General features: G+C 59.4%; 14 protein-coding genes and 3 pseudogenes. 5 read left to right on the top strand and 12 right to left on the bottom strand.

Annotated features, from left to right (window positions below; genetic code table 11):
- Positions 1-143 precede the first annotated feature (143 nt).
- Positions 144-1,061 (top strand): threonine synthase, encoded by a 918-nt coding sequence (locus JG739_RS33315; RefSeq protein WP_202367934.1) that lies wholly within the window; start codon positions 144-146, stop codon positions 1,059-1,061.
- 40 nt (positions 1,062-1,101) lie between these two features.
- Here the strand turns inward: JG739_RS33315 and JG739_RS33310 are convergent, their stop codons facing one another.
- From JG739_RS33310 to JG739_RS33295, 4 genes are all read right to left on the bottom strand, one after another.
- Positions 1,102-1,872, bottom strand: a complete 771-nt coding sequence (locus JG739_RS33310) for a GntR family transcriptional regulator (protein WP_202367933.1) — start codon at positions 1,870-1,872, stop codon at positions 1,102-1,104.
- Between the two features lie 182 nt (positions 1,873-2,054).
- Positions 2,055-2,816, bottom strand: coding sequence for an amino acid ABC transporter ATP-binding protein (locus tag JG739_RS33305; protein ID WP_199202961.1), 762 nt, complete (start codon positions 2,814-2,816; stop codon positions 2,055-2,057).
- A 22-nt stretch (positions 2,817-2,838) separates the two neighbouring features.
- Positions 2,839-3,501, bottom strand: coding sequence for an ectoine/hydroxyectoine ABC transporter permease subunit EhuD (gene ehuD, locus JG739_RS33300; protein ID WP_199202960.1), 663 nt, complete (start codon positions 3,499-3,501; stop codon positions 2,839-2,841).
- A complete protein-coding gene (locus JG739_RS33295; protein ID WP_199202959.1) occupies positions 3,491-4,150 on the bottom strand; it encodes an amino acid ABC transporter permease in 660 nt (219 codons plus the stop codon). Before JG739_RS33295 ends, ehuD begins: the two co-directional genes overlap by 11 nt.
- A gap of 94 nt (positions 4,151-4,244) precedes the next feature.
- Between JG739_RS33295 and JG739_RS33290 the strand changes: the two genes are divergently transcribed.
- The gene (locus JG739_RS33290) at positions 4,245-5,642 is read left to right on the top strand and encodes a M20 family metallopeptidase (RefSeq protein ID WP_244750045.1); all 1,398 of its coding nucleotides are present in this window, start codon (positions 4,245-4,247) and stop codon (positions 5,640-5,642) included.
- A gap of 44 nt (positions 5,643-5,686) precedes the next feature.
- On the opposite strand, the gene ehuB is transcribed toward JG739_RS33290, so the two are convergent.
- The 7 genes and pseudogenes from ehuB to asnB all read right to left on the bottom strand — a co-directional run bounded on the left by ehuB (position 5,687) and on the right by asnB (position 12,114).
- Entirely contained in the window at positions 5,687-6,565 is an 879-nt protein-coding gene (gene ehuB / locus JG739_RS33285) for an ectoine/hydroxyectoine ABC transporter substrate-binding protein EhuB (protein WP_199202958.1), read from the bottom strand.
- Between the two features lie 83 nt (positions 6,566-6,648).
- Complete coding sequence (locus JG739_RS33280; RefSeq protein ID WP_202367931.1) at positions 6,649-6,837, bottom strand: hypothetical protein; 189 nt, start codon at positions 6,835-6,837, stop codon at positions 6,649-6,651.
- Positions 6,838-6,908: 71 nt separating this feature from the next.
- Positions 6,909-7,510, bottom strand: a pseudogene (locus JG739_RS36160) (bifunctional hydroxymethylpyrimidine kinase/phosphomethylpyrimidine kinase).
- On the bottom strand, positions 7,440-8,327 hold the full coding sequence (locus tag JG739_RS36155) for a thiamine phosphate synthase (RefSeq protein WP_274609476.1): 888 nt from the start codon (positions 8,325-8,327) through the stop codon (positions 7,440-7,442). Before JG739_RS36155 ends, JG739_RS36160 begins: the two are co-directional and overlap by 71 nt.
- Positions 8,317-8,606: pseudogene (locus tag JG739_RS33265) on the bottom strand (thiazole synthase); the annotation flags it as partial. The pseudogene JG739_RS33265 and the gene JG739_RS36155, both read right to left, overlap by 11 nt.
- A gap of 602 nt (positions 8,607-9,208) precedes the next feature.
- Positions 9,209-10,108, bottom strand: coding sequence for a LysR substrate-binding domain-containing protein (locus JG739_RS33260; RefSeq protein ID WP_199202956.1), 900 nt, complete (start codon positions 10,106-10,108; stop codon positions 9,209-9,211).
- Between the two features lie 173 nt (positions 10,109-10,281).
- Positions 10,282-12,114 (bottom strand): asparagine synthase (glutamine-hydrolyzing), encoded by a 1,833-nt coding sequence (gene asnB / locus JG739_RS33255; protein WP_199202955.1) that lies wholly within the window; start codon positions 12,112-12,114, stop codon positions 10,282-10,284.
- 336 nt (positions 12,115-12,450) lie between these two features.
- Here asnB and JG739_RS33250 point away from each other — a divergent pair.
- Positions 12,451-12,769 (top strand): annotated as a pseudogene (locus JG739_RS33250) (DUF4143 domain-containing protein); the annotation flags it as partial.
- A gap of 365 nt (positions 12,770-13,134) precedes the next feature.
- On the opposite strand, the gene JG739_RS33245 reads toward JG739_RS33250, so the two are convergent.
- Positions 13,135-14,172, bottom strand: coding sequence for an IS110 family transposase (locus JG739_RS33245; RefSeq protein WP_199202953.1), 1,038 nt, complete (start codon positions 14,170-14,172; stop codon positions 13,135-13,137).
- Between the two features lie 200 nt (positions 14,173-14,372).
- On the opposite strand from JG739_RS33245, the gene JG739_RS33240 reads away from it, so the two are divergent.
- Positions 14,373-15,206 carry an IS5 family transposase gene (locus JG739_RS33240; protein WP_199202954.1) on the top strand — a complete coding sequence of 278 codons (834 nt, stop codon included), beginning with the start codon at positions 14,373-14,375 and terminating at the stop codon, positions 15,204-15,206.
- Positions 15,207-15,328: 122 nt separating this feature from the next.
- The gene (locus tag JG739_RS33235) at positions 15,329-16,366 is read left to right on the top strand and encodes an IS110 family transposase (RefSeq protein ID WP_199202953.1); all 1,038 of its coding nucleotides are present in this window, start codon (positions 15,329-15,331) and stop codon (positions 16,364-16,366) included.
- The last annotated feature ends 32 nt before the right edge of the window (positions 16,367-16,398 follow it).

The following is a 16,398-nucleotide window of genomic DNA, read 5'->3' as shown; positions in this document are numbered from 1 at the left end:
GGTCCTCCACCGCTGCTGTCCAATTTCCTCTCGAACTGGTTTTTGACTATGGGGCGGCAGCAGTCCTTCGGTCGGGAGGATTGGCTGACGCGGAGCAGTGGTCAGCGCTACTTCCCCCGTCGCACGATAAGCTGGATGTTGCGGTGGGCAACACTCCGCTGATCAACATTTCGAAAATAGCTCCGGCTGCAATGGGCGGCAGGCAGATCTTCGTAAAGGATGAAAGCCGGAACCCGACACTCAGCCACAAAGACAGACTTAACAAATATACCGTAAGCGCCGCTCTTATGGAGGGAGCGCACACGATCGTTGCTGCTTCGACGGGAAACCACGGTGTTTCAGCTGCGGCAATGGCGGCCCGGGCGGGCATGAATAGTATCATTTTCACGACACCGGATGTGAGTGAAACGTTCAAAGCAATGCTGCGAGCCTTCAATGCAAAGTCGATCTTCGTGAAAAGCGAGGAACGCTGGTGCAAGATGCGAGAGTTGTGTAGTGACCCTGGTTTTTACTCTGTCAGCAACCTGACGCCGTCCAGCCACACGGGGCACCCTTGGGGAGCGGAAGGGTATAAACCGATTGCATACGAGATTATCCGCGACCTCAAGGGCAGGGCGCCATCCGTCGTTGTCGTACCTACCGGCTACGGCGAACTCCTCTTTGGCATTTATAAGGGCTTCCATGAAGCCTTACTGCTCGGAGCTATAAACAGAGTGCCCAAGCTTGTCTCGGTAGAACCGGCGGCGAGGGCGCCGCTGTTTCAGGCGGTCCAGAGCGGTTGCGACATCAGGCATGTCGAACCCCTTCCCACTCGGCAACTGGGTACGGCCTGCCTGGTAAATAGTTATAGGGCGGTGGTCGCCATACGCGAATCGCAAGGCGAATGCGTAAAGGTCGACGATACGAAGGCAGGGTCTGCAGATCAGCTCCTCCGCAGGTTCGGACTATGGTTTGAGCTTTCGTCGTGCGCTGGGTTTGCTGCCCTCGACCAACTCAGTTTTACCGATGACGGGCCGGTCGTGCTGATCGCCTGTTCTTCCGGCATCAAGGAACCGTTCTAAACAGTTTACAGAAAACAACGAGCTAGATTGTGTAAGCTGACTACGCTGGAGCTAAGTGGTCCGCTCGCAGATCTATGTAGTAAGCGACCCGATCCAGCGGAGAAAGCACTGTACCATACACGTCAATCGGACCGGCGCTGAAATGATAGCTCCTGCGAAGTATTGGGAATGATTCCGGTACAGCGAAGTGCATCTGAACTTCTGGTTCGGCAAGACAGGCATCAATCAGAACCCTGTGCTCGCGCAAGTCAAATCCATGCTCGTTAGCTATCTCATAAAGAAATTTCGTGCCGGCATCGTCCAAAAAGCCATCGGGAACGTTCTTCGAGATGTAACTCGTATCAAACATGGCCACCATGCCGTCGATCGAGATGGACTTTTTGACGCAAAAGTACCTTCCTTCCTTATAGGCGAAGTGCTGAAGGTTCTTATCCTGGATTTCGCCTTCGGTGATCGAGACGAGTTGCAATGACACGGTTTGATGGCTGTCTCGGGCGGCTTCCTTAATACCGCGAAGCGCCATGCTTGCGGACACTTCTTGCACAAACCGCCGATGTTCGCGCACGAAGGTGCCCAAGCCCGCGTGGGACTGGACTAATCCCGCCAGTTGAAGGTCCCTTATCGCGCGCTTTACCGTAATCGCGCTGACGTCAAATTCGGTAGCCAACATCTGTACAGACGGCAGCGATTCCCCCGGCGGATACTCGCCAGTAATCATGCGCTCCCGCAGAGCGGCCCGGACGAGCGAATGAAGAGGCTCCTGGCTCGCTCGCGAACTGATCCTGCCATGCACGGCGTTTATCTTGGCCAAGTTACGCGCTCCCTTCCGACTTCGGCCGTTGCAACAGCCAGTATACCTACCTACAGTCGCCGCCGTCTCATGGGAAGACGCGTCGACCATAATCCACCCAACCATCGCGGTTTCCGACGGCATCATTTCCCGAAGCGCCGGACTGCCGGCTGGCCCGCAGATTGTAGAAGTCGATTTGCCCCTTAGTGTAGAAGCTGGCTCAGAAACTGCTTGGCCCGGATGTGTCGGGGAGCCTTGAAAAACTCGTCGGGATCACCCTCTTCAAGGATCTCTCCGCCGTCCATGAATACAATCCGATCAGCGACATTTCTGGCAAACCCCATCTCATGGGTGACGCAAATCATAGTCATCCCATCTTCGGCGAGGGCCGTCATCGCATCGAGGACTTCCTTCACCATTTCTGGGTCCAGCGCAGAGGTGGGCTCGTCAAAGAGCATGATCTTGGGCTTCATGCAAAGTGCGCGTGCGATCGCGACACGCTGCTGTTGACCGCCTGAGAGCTGGTGGGGATATTTGTTGGTCTGTTCTGGTATACGGACGCGTCGTAAATTTGCGTAAGCCACCTCCTCCGCCTGCTTGCGTGTCATTCCCCGCGCCCGGACAAGCGCCAGGGTACAGTTCTGCATTACGGTAAGGTGCGGAAACAGATTGAATTGCTGGAATACCATGCCCGCATCCCGACGGAGATCTGGGAGGCCCTTCATCCGTGGGAGCAACTCGACTCCGTTGACGACAATGCGCCCGGACTGGTGCTTCTCGAGCCGGTTCACGCATCGGATCAGCGTGGATTTGCCGGAACCTGATGGGCCGCAGACGACGATTCTCTCGCCCGTCATCAGTCGCAGATTGACGTCTCGCAACACCTGGAAGGATCCAAACCATTTTGACACGCCTTCCATTTCTATGGCGACGGTCTTTCCGAAGTGGGCCTGACTCTCGTTCATTTCTACTCCGCAGAATGGTCAGTCAATGGGACACCGTTGTGAGTCCTAGGCGGCGCTCAAGTCGACCGATGAAGAATACCGCGATCAGAGCGAGGGCTAGGAACAACACGCCGGAGACAAAGGTTGGCTCGGCGTAGCGATATGTCTCTGAGGCCACGTCAAAGGCTCTGCCTAGCATCTCGGGAACACCTAGAACGGCAAGCAAAGGCGTCGATTTAAGTATTGAGACCGAATACGCGCCAAGCGGAGCCGCGACATTCCTGAGCATTTGCGGAGCGATAACGAAGATCGTTGTATCGATCCGCCCTAGTCCCAAACTTTCCGCTGCCTCACTCTGTCCGCGGGGGATCGCATCAATGCCCGCCTTGAACACCTCGGAGATGTATCCGGAAAAATAAACGCTGAGCCCGAAAATCCCGACAAACATGGCTGGCAGCTCAACACCGTAATATGGAAGGACAAAAAAAAGGAAATAGACCTGAACCAGAACAGGCGTTGAGCGGATCACATCAACCAAGAACTGGGTGATCGGCCTGGCGATTCTGCTTGATCTTCGTAGAATTTCCCACGCGAAGCCAAGGACCGTAGCCCCCAGCGAACTAAGGATCGCAACCAATATGGTGTTACCGATACCCTCGAGGACGCGGGGAAAAATCTCGATCGCAAAAGCGAAATCAAATTTCACGGGATACTCCCCTGTCTCTGACAAATCTTCTTTCTAGGCGTCGGCCCAGAATCGTGATCGGATAGCAAATGACTAGGTAAGCGAGCAGCAGGCCAGAATATATTCCGACTGGATCATAGCTGTAGTTAAACAGTTCTTTCGCTCTGAATGTCATGTCCGCAAGAGTCAGTAGCGACACGAGTGAAGTGCCCTTGATCAACTGGATGACCTGATTGATGAAAGTGGGGATCATTGCGGTAATCGCTTGCGGCAACTCGACCTGGTGGAGCACCGTGAATCGTGTAAGGCCCAGAGCGAGTCCAGCTTCGGCCTGCCCGCGATCCAGAGACTGCAGCGCTGCGCGTACGGACTGACTCCCGTAACCTCCGGTGTTCATACCTAGGACCAGACCGGCCACAGTCAGTGCGGATAAGTAGATCCCGAATGCTGGTAGGGAGTAGTAAAATGCGTAAAGTAGCACGATGACGGGTGAACTCCGCCAAAACTCTATGAACGCAGTCACTGCCCACCGCGCAGACCCCTGCGAAAAGTGTTGCAGGATTCCCGCGATCAGAGCAAACGGAACCGCATACAACAGTGCGACCAAAGTCACGCTTAGCGTGACACCAAAGCCGCTATAGATCCCGAGGAGGATTTGGGGGAAGCTCATGGCAAGTTGCCCGTTTAAGTGCGACCGGTCACGTTACACCAATATCCCCCGCGCACATTCATTGGAGTTTCTCTCCGAATGAAATCTGGCGTCCGTGTCGCATCTGCGGGAGCGGCATAAGCTCAACGAGCGCTGCCGCACTCGCTTGGCACGCAATCTGAGAATCGACAAGCTACAGCTCCCATTTTTTTTAAATTATTATACCCGGTATACCGATAGGTCAATTCCATGGCTGACATTTTTCTTGCGGATTAGGAAGGGGTTGCCGGAGGAGGGCGGTCTTGGTATTCTGGGTATACCAAGTTTACGCGGCATGTTGCCGTTTCAACCTATGCTTTGGTGGACAATGATTAAAGCATCTGAAGATGACTTCGAGTTGGGGACCGACGAGCTGTTGGCCGGCATTCAGGAATGGGTCGAGATTGAGACCCCCAGTTCCGATGCAGCTGCCGTCAACAGGTTGGTCAGTCTCGTAGAGCAGCAGGCTCAGTTGGCAGGTGCAGTCACGGTGCGACACTCAGGTGCGAGCGGGTTCGCTGACCTGCTGCTTGTTGCAACACCTGGGGATTCGCAGAACCACGGCGTGCTTGTACTAAGCCATCTCGACACCGTCCACCCAGTCGGAACCCTGAAGAACGGACTTCCGATCCACAGAGAAGGCGACCGCGCTTTCGGACCTGGAATTTATGATATGAAAGGGGGAGCATTCATTGCTTTTGCCGCGTTATGCCACCTCATTCGGCATGGCCTTCCGCGCAAGCTTCCCGTTCGCCATTTGTTTGTGCCGGATGAGGAGGTGGGGAGCCCGACTTCGCGGGCAATGATCGAGAGTGAGGCTCGTCGTGCGAAGTACGTTCTGGTGACCGAGCCCGCACGTGATGGGGGGAAAATTGTTACATCTCGAAGTGGTGGAACGGCCGAGTTTAAGCTGCATATTGCCGGCCGCGCCGCGCACTCACTGCATCCCCGATCTGGCCGTAGCGCCATCAAGGAACTAGCGCGGCAGATCCTCGATCTCGAAGCAATGAACGATTACGATGCCGGCCTTCATGTCAATGTTGGAATCGTAAATGGCGGAACAAGCACTGGAATCATTCCCGACTCCGCGGTCGCTGAAATCGGATTGAGTTCTCCGTCGTCAAGCGCGGCCGAGCAGGCAATCCAGTTGATCAAGTCCATAAAATCTTACGACCCTGATGTGACTGTGCAAATTGAAACGCAGTTAGGCAACCGTCCCGGCTATGACCGGACACCAGCAATCGATGGGCTCTTCGCACACGCGCACGGGCTTGCGGCCGAACTCGGATTTGAACTGATAGGGGTGAACGGCCCTATCGGAGGAGATGCCAACTTTGCAGCCCAGTATGCGCCAACTCTCGATGGAATGGGTCCGGATGGCGAAGGTGCGCACTCGTTAAGCGAGCAGATAGTCATATCGTCTTTGGTCCCAAGGGCCAGGCTTCTTCTCAACCTCTTCCGAACACTGGGCTAAAAAGGTCTGGGCGGCGGCGGGTCGACCGCGGCCGCCCGCTACCATTATTTATCGCTGCAGATTTGCTGCGCCGTGACGTCTTTTGCCACCTCGGCTTCGATATCATACTTCTTCATGATAGCTGCCACAGTTCCATCAGCCTTCATTTCCTGGAGTCGCTTATTGTAGAAGTCCTTCAAGTCCTTATCATCCAGCCGAAAGGCTATGGCTGAGTATCCTGCGATCTCTCGCCCGTTAGCCAAGACAAATCCCTCGAAAGGCATAGCACGTTCGATTTCGCCGCTGAGTTTTGGATCACGGATGAAAGGGCCCACGGACGTTGAAGCTGCCGGCACTCCATCAATGCGACCACCAATAACTGCGGCGACGGCTGCATCGAAATTCTCAAACGAGATTATCTGGTCTTTTGGTACGCCGGCGGAACTTGCATGTTCCAGCGCTGCGCTACCTCGGTCGGCCCCGATCTTCAGTTCGCTGTTGCCAGCGATGTCCTTATACGAATGGATGTTTTTCGGGTTGCCTTTTTTCACAATGATTGCGTCTTTCATCGTGAGATCGGGGTCACTAAAAGCTACGGCGGTGCAGCGCACAGGCGTGATCCACATTCCAGCAGCTACCACGTCAAATCGGTTGGAAACAAGCGATGACACGAGTGCGGGGAATTCAGAGTCAACAAACTGAATATCCTTGATACCGAGTGGCTCAAAAGCCGCTCGCACCAAGTCCGGGCTGAAGCCAGAAGCTGTTCCGTTGTCACCCGGAAAGCTCCATGGCCGGTACCCACTAGCGATACCGATGGTAACCTTTCCCTCTGTTTTGATCTTTTCCAGCGTGCTTTGGGCGAGAGCTGGCATGGAAATAGTCGTGAGCGAAGTCAGTACGAAAGCGCCGAAAACCAGTGAGCGTCGTGTGAATCGAGACATATGCATTCCCCTTTATAAGCTTTAGACGGGACCAATATACATGGTATTCAAGGTTAATCAAGATGGCCAAAAGCTCCGGACCGTCAAAAGCTTTCTGGCCGCAACAGCGCCAGCCTCAAGCGCAAGGTGGTGATATCGCGATCGACGTTCGGCAGTCGCTCAAGGTGTTGCGTCTGAAAGCTGGTCAGCGCGCCCCAGCGCAGCTCGTTGTTAGACGCTTCCGCGAGCCTGATCTCCGGTGACACGGTCCTAGGAGTGAAAATCAAAAGCATGCAGGTCGTTCGCGCATCAAAGATGCGGGCATTATGTGGCGCGCCTGCCGGCCTCCTCTCCCCCGCAGGCGCTATCGGCAGAACCGTGGACAGAGTGATTGCTCAGCGGCCGCGATCAGATTGACTGAGACAGCATTCATTGTCGTCCGATTTTTCTTTTGCAGCTTCTCGAACACAAACAGCTTTCCGCCGCGCACGCCGTCTTCAAGTGTTCTCACTTTCGCCAAATGCGCCGCAATCGCGCTGGCCAGCATGCAGTCCGTCCCGCGCATTGATGTGGCAAGGCGCGGTGCGTCGAAGTGGTTGGTTCGTGATCGGAGCGCAACAGGAATATCGGTCGATTGGGCTCCCGATGCATGGCCACCTCGATAAGCAGAGCCCGCGCGCCGGCTGCCAGCAATTCCCGGCCTTGCCTGATTGCTCCGTCGTCGTCGACCGCTTGCTTCGCGCTCAGAAGCGCCAGTTCGATGAGGGTGGGTATGACCAGACGGCAAAGCGGCAGCAGATCACGCCTTATGGCGGCGATGGCGCCGGCTTCCAGAAGCGTCCGGCCTGATGTCGACGCCATCACCGGGTCCAATATCGCCGGCAAGTGCGGATTTTCACACAGCACCGCCGCAACGGCTGCGATGATTTCGGCAGTCGCCAGCTTGCCGATCTTGATGGCCGTCACCTCGTTGGCCTGCAGCCCCGCTCATCTGATTGGCCATCAGACGAGATTGCGAATGATGAATTTCCATGACGGCGTCGTGCGTCTGCACCGTTAGCGCGGTGACGGCAAGGCAGGTGCACACGCCAATCGAAGATAGCGTCTCGATGTCACGCGCAGTTCCGGCGCCCCCGCTGGAGTCCGACCCGCCAACGACAAGCACATGCGGTTCTCGCCTCAGCGCCATCGCTCCGTCTTTTCGATCCATTCTCGTGTGCGCGCTTCGGGATCGGCATTCACCGTGATGTCGGTGACCGACCACTGCCGCGCTGTCCGCGCCGGCCTCGAAAACAGCGTCGAGCCTCAGGGTTAAGGCCACCAATCGCAACCAATGGGATCGGGCGACCCGGCGCTTCCACTCGCCGATCCGTTCGAGCCCTTGCGGCGCCCATTTCATCGTCTTCAGGATGGTCGGGTAGATGGGGCCGAGCGCGATATAGTCGGGCTCGGCAAACATGGCCGTTTCCAGCTCGACATGATCATGCGTGCTCAGCCCGAGCCTGACGCCGGCTGCCCGTATTCGCGCCCGGTCGGCGGTCTGCAAATACTGGCCGAGATGGACGAAGGTGCAGCCTTCCTCGATTGCCAGGCGCCAATGGTCGTTGACGATGAGCTGGCACTGATGCTCGGCGCACAAGGCCTTTGCCTTCCGGATTTCGGCGCGCAACCCGGCCTCATCCATGGTCTTGATACGCAGCTGCACCAGCCTGACGCCGAGCGGCGCCAATCGCTCGATCCAGGCGGCGCTGTCGACGATCAGGTAGAAGGGATCAAGCTTCATGAAAAACCGCCCTGCCGAATGTCGGCGTCGACGGCACGGCGACATCGCGCGGTTCGAGCATTCCCGAACCAAAAGCTTCGCGACCGGCTTCGATCGCCTTGCCGAACGCACGCGCCATGCCGACCGGATCGGCCGCCCTGGCGACCGCCGTGTTCAGGAGCACGGCGTCGAAACCGAGCTCCATGACCGTTGCGGCGTGTGACGGTCGCCCGAGGCCTGCATCCACAATCAGCGGAACGTCGGGAAAAGCCTGCGCATTGCGCGCAGCGCCGTGATGTTGATAGCCCGCCTCGAGTACCCGCTCGGCGACAAGCAAACGATCCCCGCCGAGGTCGCTGCTTGGCAACAGCGGCTCAACGCCGAAGGCGCTCAGATCCAGTGGATGTTCACCACCGAAAAGGCTCGCGCAAAACTCCGCAAAGCCTATCCCGTCAAGGAGTCATAATCTCTGTGGAACGGCACTAGACGGGCAGTAGGAGTGACGTGACCCTCCGATCGGCGCGATAGCGTCCCAGCAGATTGTAGACGGGTCGACAGGCGCAGTTCGGCGGCGGCGCGATCGACTGCGGCACGACGCGCTCCAGATCCATCGAGGATCCTGTCCAACTCGCGTGCTACCCGCCGCGCTGCCAGCCATTGCTCATCAGTTGGCGACAAAGAGGCCGGGCGAGTTTTTGGGTGTGCAGTCGGTTCGGCAAAATCGGCAGTAAGTTCTCTTGCCTGGAACCGTCAGAGCACACTCAAAATATGATCAGCGGTTAGGACGACAATTGGCGTCTCAGACTAACGCAGGTCGCTTACGATTGCAGCCAAAACATCGATTGGCTTTCTGCACGTGATAAGATCGCTGAGCACCGAAACGCGGCTCACCGTAAGGCTCGTTAGAACTTGCTGGTTTCCCTGAACACTTCGAAGGTTGCGCGGATGTGGTCCGCTACTGCCTTGACCGGCGCGCTGGCATCCGGCGCCACCAGCATGGCGAGATTGTAGGTGCCGATGTCCGGCATGCCGTTCTTCGGGCAAAGCTCGACCATGTCGCTGCCGAGGAGGGATTTTGGCAGCGGCGCGACGGCAAGGTCGGCCATGATGGCGGCGCGCTGGCCGGCCGTGTGCGCGCTCTTATAAGCGACGCGATAGTTGCGGCCCTCGCGGCCAAGCGTCTCCAGGGCGCCGGCCAGCCAGGCGCAGCCTTCATCCCACAGCGACACCGGCAACGGCTCGCGCAGATGCGCGCAGCCGCCCTTGGCGCCGGCCCAGACGATCGGCTCGGTCAACAGAATTTCGGCGCCGAGCGCGCTGGTCTTGTAGGAGTTGGTCAAGAGTGTGATGTCGAGCGCCCGGTCATCCATGCGGCGGCGCAGATTGCTACTCTGGTCGATGGTGACGTCGACCGCGATCGACGGATGCGATTGCGCGAAACGCTTCAGCACATGCGGCAGCACGCGCTCGCCATAGTCGTCAGGCGAGCCGAGCCGCACCACCCCAACAATGTCGGGGATGATGAACTTGGACACCACTTCACGGTTGATCGACAACAGGCGGCGGGCATAGCCGAGCAGCATCTCGCCATTCGTGGTCAGCGTCACCGAGCGTGCATCGCGCGCAAACACCGAGCGGCCAAGAATGTCTTCCAGCTTCTTGATCTGCATGGAGACCGCCGATGGCGTGCGGAAAACGGCATTGGCGGCGGTCGTGAAGCTGCCGGTTTCGGCGATCGCCACGAAAGTGCGCAAAACGTCGAGATCGAGCAGTGGCAAAGGATGATTGAGCGGGGCGTTCATTGCGACCAAACTTCAATTTTTCTGATGAGAACGGTCATTCCATTTAGAGGATTGTCAACTCCATCGAAGCAGCAGGCATCGATAGCGGCCATGAAACGACCACGACACGGACCTGCGCGAAACGCTTAGAGTGCACTTTCTCGAAATCCGCACCCTATGCGTTGTACGCCGTCTCAGACCGCCAGACTCACGTTGTAATCGGTCAGGAAATCCTGGAGGCTAAGGATATGTTCCACCCCCCTGAGGTTGTCGGTCGCATTGAGTAACGCACGAGACCCGTCGACGGACAGCAATGGTGCCACTGCTGCATTGGGGTCATTCAGCAGCGTGGTGAACCGGTTGCGCAGCATTGTGCCGTAGGTTGGATCCTGAATATGCGGATATGCGCTCTTGACTCGCTGCAAGACCGACTGCGGCAGGAGGTCCGCGGTGGCGGCCCGCAGCAGGCTCTTCTCGCGCTTGTCGAAAGTCTTGTGTGCCCATGGGGTGCCAAATACGTATTCAACGAGGCGGTGGTCGCAGTAGGGGACCCGCACCTCGACACCAAAAGCCATGCTCAGCCGGTCCTTGCGGTCGAGCAGCGGCGGCAGGAAACGCGTGAGAACGAGGTAGCAGACCTCACGCATGCGACGTTCGAGTGGATCGGCCGAGGCCGGCCCGGTCAGGGCGGGTACTTCAGCAAGTGCCCTGCGGTACTGCTCGGCGAGGTAGTTGGGGAGATCAAGCTTCTCGACGAGGCCGGGGTCAAGAGACCGCAGTGCGATATCGTCGCTGACATTGTACCAGGGAAACGTGTCGCACTGAATTTTCGCGGGATCGTGGAACCATGAGTAGCCGCCGAAAACCTCGTCGGACGCCTCGCCGGATAGGGCCACCGTTGAGTGTTGCCTGATCGTGCGGAACAGCAGATAGAGCGAGCTATCTTGGTCGCCCAAGGTCAATGGTAGGTCGCGGGCATGGAGGGTGGCAGCCCGCACGCTTGGGTCCATGAGTTCGTGCGCGGACAACGTAATGTCCGTGTGGTCGGTACCAACGAACTTCGCGACCTCCTGCACGTACGGCCCGTCGGGTGTGGGCCGCCCCGGGCCGGGGGTAAAGTTGTCGGTGTGGCCGACGAAGTCGAGGGCGAAGGTCCGGATCCGCTCGTCGCTGAAGCGCGCGGCCAGTGCGGTCATGGCCGAGGAATCAAGCCCACCCGACAAGAGCGTGCATAGCGGCACGTCGGCGATGAGCTGGCGCTGGAGTGTGTCGTCGAGCAACTCGCGGACGCGCCGAACGGTGGTGGGCACATCGTCAGTGTGCTCGCTGTCACTGAGCTGCCAGTAGCTCATCTGCTGGATGCCGTCGCGGGTCACGCGGACGATGTGGCCGGGCCGTACCTCACGCAAACCGCGGAACACGGTGCCGTCCGGGTCGGGGATGGCGCATAGTGTGCGACGAAGCCCGTCAGCGTCCATGGCCGGTTCCGCGAGACTATTGGCGAGGATCGCCTTTGGCTCGGAACCGAACAACACTCCATGTTGGGTGGGATAGTAGTAAAGCGGCTTGATGCCGAGCCGGTCGCGTACGAGAAGCAGTTCGCGCTTGGCGGTGTCCCAGAGTGCGTAGGCGAACATCCCGTTTAGTTCGCTCACCGCGGTGCAGGGATCCCGTCGGCCCCACTCGCGGTGGGCGTGCAGCACCACCTCGGTGTCAGTGCTCGTGTCGAATCGATGGCCCAGGGCGACGAGCCGTTGACGCAGCTCACGGTAGTTGTAAGTCTCGCCGCCATAGACGAGCACCAAGGCGGATTGCCCGTCCTCCTGGTGCGTCATAGGCTGGCGACCGCCCTGGATGTCGATGACCGCCAGGCGACGGTGTCCCAGTGCCGCAGGCCCGTCGATCCAAGTCCCCTCATCGTCCGGACCACGATAGGCCATGGTGCCCGTCATGTCGGCAAGCTCCCTTCGTGCGTCGGGACTTTCTAAGTCACGATCGAAATCAATCCATCCACAGATGCCGCACATATTTTCGCTCCTTGCCTTGGGTAACTCGCGCAACGGGCACCACACGCGACTGTCCTAGCGACGCATGGCGCCCGTCAGACCGCGCCGATCGCGCTTTCCAATCGAAATTCGCCAAAAAGTGGCTCTCCTGCTATTCGCTGCAATTACCGTGCCCAACAAACGGAGCTGAAGGAGATCAAAGCCGGTGGGACGTGGCGCCGCACAATCGACCCAGCATTCTCGCCAACTGTGGGCTGTCCTGAGATGCTAAGGTGTAGCTGTCGCAAGTGAAGCCAAAACAACTTTCTGTGGAGCTTGTCGGGTTTCCGACACAAGCTTGAGGAAGCTGCGGGCGGAAGACGGGCGATCGTCGGTGACGATCTCGTCCAGCTTGGGGCTTTCCCGAGGCGATCAGCCGTCAGAGCGAACGGCGGCGACAGGATTGCGCGCGGTCCTAGCTGACGTCGGTTCTGACTCGCGGCCACGGGGCATTGCTGAGATCGAGAAGCTGACCGAACTGCCAAGGTTCGTCCGGCTGCTCGCTAAGCATTCGGGGCAGTTGGTCAACTACTCGCAGTTCGGCTCGAGCATCAATGTCAGCCATAAGACGGGACAGCGCTATGTTGCGCTGTTGGAGCAAATGTTCCTCGCGCTGAAGAGAAGAGCCGAATCTCCCTCAGCTTGATCACCAACATCCCCTTTCGGCCATCAGAAAGAGTATTGGTGAGGACGCGCCGGCTACGGTGCAAACTGAGAGCCTTCTCTGATTGGGGTCGTTTAGGTCAAGCCACTCCTGCACTTTTTTCTGGACCGTCCCGTAGGTCACTCGCTTCTCTTCGCGATCGGCGCTCTGGCCGCCGCATGATGGGGTCAGGAGAGCGAGGCGTCTCAATCTGTTTCACGACCTTGCCGAGTTTTGGCCGGCAGGTTCGGGACTCTCAACGAGATCGCCTCGCCCGTCGTCCCCACGGAACGATTCAGGCATCGCCCTTTCGGGCAAAAGCTTTGTTCGTGTTGCGTGTTCCTTTGATCGGTCTCGGTTCACGCCGCCAGTGTGGCAGGCTCCTTTCCAAAGCGGAACTCGGTCGCGTCGGCCCACATACGGTGCAGAATGACCGCCAATTTGCGGGCCACCGCCACACGGGCGCGCGCCATGCCGCGGCGCCTGGCGATGATCATGCCCCAAGCCCTGAGGCTGGACCATTTCTTCGAGCGCACCAGCAGCGTGTGGGCGGCCTCGTAGAGGGCGGTGCGGGCGAGTTCATCGCCGCAGCGGCTGACCCTGCCTTGGATGTCGGTCTCGCCGGACTGGTAGCGCGCCGGCGTCAGCCCCAGATGCGCCCCCACCGCCCGCGAGGAGCCGAACCGCTCCGGCCGGTCGATCGTGGCGCGGAAGGCAAGCGCGGTGATCGGCCCGACGCCCGGCGTGCTCATCAGCCGCCGGCAGACTTCTTCATTGCGGGCGATGTCGAGAACCTGCTTCGTCAGGCGGGTAAACTCTCCCAACATGACGCCGAGGATCGCAAGAAGCGGCTCGACCATCGCCATCATCTGGGCGTCGGCGCCGGCCAGTTCCCGCACGCGGCCGGCAAAAGCGCTGCGCGACGGCAAGCCCAGTTTGACGCCGGCCTCGCGCAGCATCGCCCGCACCACGTTCTCGATCGAACGCATCTCGTTCAGCACCGTGCGGCGGGCAACCAGCAGCGAGCGCCAAAGCCGGCACTGCCGGCTCTTGACATGCACCTGCCGATACCAGCCGGTGCGCATGATCTGCGCCAGCGCGCGGGCGTCATTGCGATCGGTCTTGTTGGGCATGGTCTTCATCGCCGCATTGGCCTGCCGCGTCTCGATGCAGGTCGCCGGCAAACCTTCGGCGTGCAGTCCATCGTGAAGCCAGGCCGTCAGCGAGCACGCTTCCAGGCCGATCCGCTCAAGCGGCAAGCCGGTCCCCTTCAGCGCTTCACACAACGCCTGCGGATCGCTCAACGCTCTCGCCTCCTTCACGATCCGGCCAGTCTCGTCGACAATGCAAATAGAGGTCTCTTCCAAAGACACGTCCAGTCCGGCAAAGTACTTCATGGCTGCTCCTTCCAAATGTTTGTGGCGACTCACATCGACCACGTTTTCACATTTCGACAGGAGCAGCCGCCATCATCTGGCTCGGCAGAGACCCCAATCACCCCATCTGACCCGAAACTCTGGTTTGAGCGGGGAACTGGTTGAGTGGCCCCGTCCGTTGTGATTCGCTTGAGTTGTCTAGACTTGAGCGAGGTCACAACATGGGTTGGACGGAGGCCACCCGCCGGCAATATTGCCGCGCGGGGCAGCGGGATGCAAATGCGTTGACGGACAAGGAATGGGCGCAGATCGAGCCGTTCCTGCCGGGAGCGAAGGCGACGGGACGACCGCGGACGACCGAATTGCGGGCGGTCGTGGACGCGCTCCTCTTTATCGCCTGGACGGGCTGCCAGTGGCGGGCATTGCCTGAGCGGTTCCCGCCGGTTTCGACGGTTCAACGCTATTTCTATGCCTGGCGGGACGATGGGCTGTGGAAGACAATCAACTTCCACCTGGTGGCGGCGGCTCGCGTCGCCCTCGGTCGCGAGGCGAGCCCCAGCGCCGGCGTCATTGACAGCCAATCGGCAAAGGCCACGGACGTTGCCGGTCTGCGTGGCTACGACGCCGGCAAGAAGATCAAAGGCCGCAAGCGCCATATCATCACCGACACCGAGGGGCACCTGGTCGGGCTGACGGTGCATACGGCCGATATCCAGGACAGGGATGGGGCAGTCGGCGTCATCGCCTCCATTCGACAGCTTTACCCGTGGTTGCGCCATCTATTCGCCGACGGCGGTTATGCCGGAGAAAAACTGACGCAGGCTCTGGCCGATCTGGGCACGTGGACCATCGAAATCATCAAGCGCTCCGACACGGCCAAAGGCTTTGAGGTGCTGCCGCGACGATGGGTCGTCGAGCGAACTTTCGCCTGGCTGGGACGTTGTCGCCGGCTCGCCAAGGACTTCGAGGCGACCATCGCCAGCGCCGAGGCGTGGATCTTCATCGCGTCGATCCGCCTCATGCTTCGCCGCATGGCAGCTCCGCGTCGTGCCTAGCCGAGTTTCGAGTCAGATGGGGTGATTGGGGTCTCTGCCGAGCCAGATGATGGCGGCTGCTCCTGTCGAAATGTGAAAACGTGGTCGATGTGAGTCGCCACAAACATTTGGAAGGAGCAGCCATGAAGTACTTTGCCGGACTGGACGTGTCTTTGGAAGAGACCTCTATTTGCATTGTCGACGAGACTGGCCGGATCGTGAAGGAGGCGAGAGCGTTGAGCGATCCGCAGGCGTTGTGTGAAGCGCTGAAGGGGACCGGCTTGCCGCTTGAGCGGATCGGCCTGGAAGCGTGCTCGCTGACGGCCTGGCTTCACGATGGACTGCACGCCGAAGGTTTGCCGGCGACCTGCATCGAGACGCGGCAGGCCAATGCGGCGATGAAGACCATGCCCAACAAGACCGATCGCAATGACGCCCGCGCGCTGGCGCAGATCATGCGCACCGGCTGGTATCGGCAGGTGCATGTCAAGAGCCGGCAGTGCCGGCTTTGGCGCTCGCTGCTGGTTGCCCGCCGCACGGTGCTGAACGAGATGCGTTCGATCGAGAACGTGGTGCGGGCGATGCTGCGCGAGGCCGGCGTCAAACTGGGCTTGCCGTCGCGCAGCGCTTTTGCCGGCCGCGTGCGGGAACTGGCCGGCGCCGACGCCCAGATGATGGCGATGGTCGAGCCGCTTCTTGCGATCCTCGGCGTCATGTTGGGAGAGTTTACCCGCCTGACGAAGCAGGTTCTCGACATCGCCCGCAATGAAGAAGTCTGCCGGCGGCTGATGAGCACGCCGGGCGTCGGGCCGATCACCGCGCTTGCCTTCCGCGCCACGATCGACCGGCCGGAGCGGTTCGGCTCCTCGCGGGCGGTGGGGGCGCATCTGGGGCTGACGCCGGCGCGCTACCAGTCCGGCGAGACCGACATCCAAGGCAGGGTCAGCCGCTGCGGCGATGAACTCGCCCGCACCGCCCTCTACGAGGCCGCCCACACGCTGCTGGTGCGCTCGAAGAAATGGTCCAGCCTCAGGGCTTGGGGCATGATCATCGCCAGGCGCCGCGGCATGGCGCGCGCCCGTGTGGCGGTGGCCCGCAAATTGGCGGTCATTCTGCACCGTATGTGGGCCGACGCGACCGAGTTCCGCTTTGGAAAGGAGCCTGCCACACTGGCGGCGTGAACCGAGACCGATCAAAGGAACACGCAACACGA

It is taken from the genome of Mesorhizobium sp. L-2-11 (assembly GCF_016756595.1).
Taxonomy (GTDB): domain Bacteria; phylum Pseudomonadota; class Alphaproteobacteria; order Rhizobiales; family Rhizobiaceae; genus Mesorhizobium.
The sequence above is the reverse complement of the archived record's forward strand: the minus strand, read 5'-3'. Positions and strand labels throughout refer to the sequence as shown.

What these genes read in the sequence shown, in the direction of transcription:
- JG739_RS33305 (WP_199202961.1), bottom strand. Translation starts at nt 2,816, where the DNA reads ATGAACGAGAGTCAGGCCCACTTCGGAAAGACCGTCGCCATAGAAATG.
- JG739_RS33295 (WP_199202959.1), bottom strand. Translation starts at nt 4,150, where the DNA reads ATGAGCTTCCCCCAAATCCTCCTCGGGATCTATAGCGGCTTTGGTGTC.
- ehuB (WP_199202958.1), bottom strand. Translation starts at nt 6,565, where the DNA reads ATGTCTCGATTCACACGACGCTCACTGGTTTTCGGCGCTTTCGTACTG.
- JG739_RS33280 (WP_202367931.1), bottom strand. Translation starts at nt 6,837, where the DNA reads ATGCTTTTGATTTTCACTCCTAGGACCGTGTCACCGGAGATCAGGCTC.
- JG739_RS36155 (WP_274609476.1), bottom strand. Translation starts at nt 8,327, where the DNA reads ATGAAGCTTGATCCCTTCTACCTGATCGTCGACAGCGCCGCCTGGATC.
- JG739_RS33260 (WP_199202956.1), bottom strand. Translation starts at nt 10,108, where the DNA reads ATGAACGCCCCGCTCAATCATCCTTTGCCACTGCTCGATCTCGACGTT.
- asnB (WP_199202955.1), bottom strand. Translation starts at nt 12,114, where the DNA reads ATGTGCGGCATCTGTGGATGGATTGATTTCGATCGTGACTTAGAAAGT.
- JG739_RS33245 (WP_199202953.1), bottom strand. Translation starts at nt 14,172, where the DNA reads ATGAAGTACTTTGCCGGACTGGACGTGTCTTTGGAAGAGACCTCTATT.
- JG739_RS33240 (WP_199202954.1), top strand. Translation starts at nt 14,373, where the DNA reads ATGGGTTGGACGGAGGCCACCCGCCGGCAATATTGCCGCGCGGGGCAG.
- JG739_RS33235 (WP_199202953.1), top strand. Translation starts at nt 15,329, where the DNA reads ATGAAGTACTTTGCCGGACTGGACGTGTCTTTGGAAGAGACCTCTATT.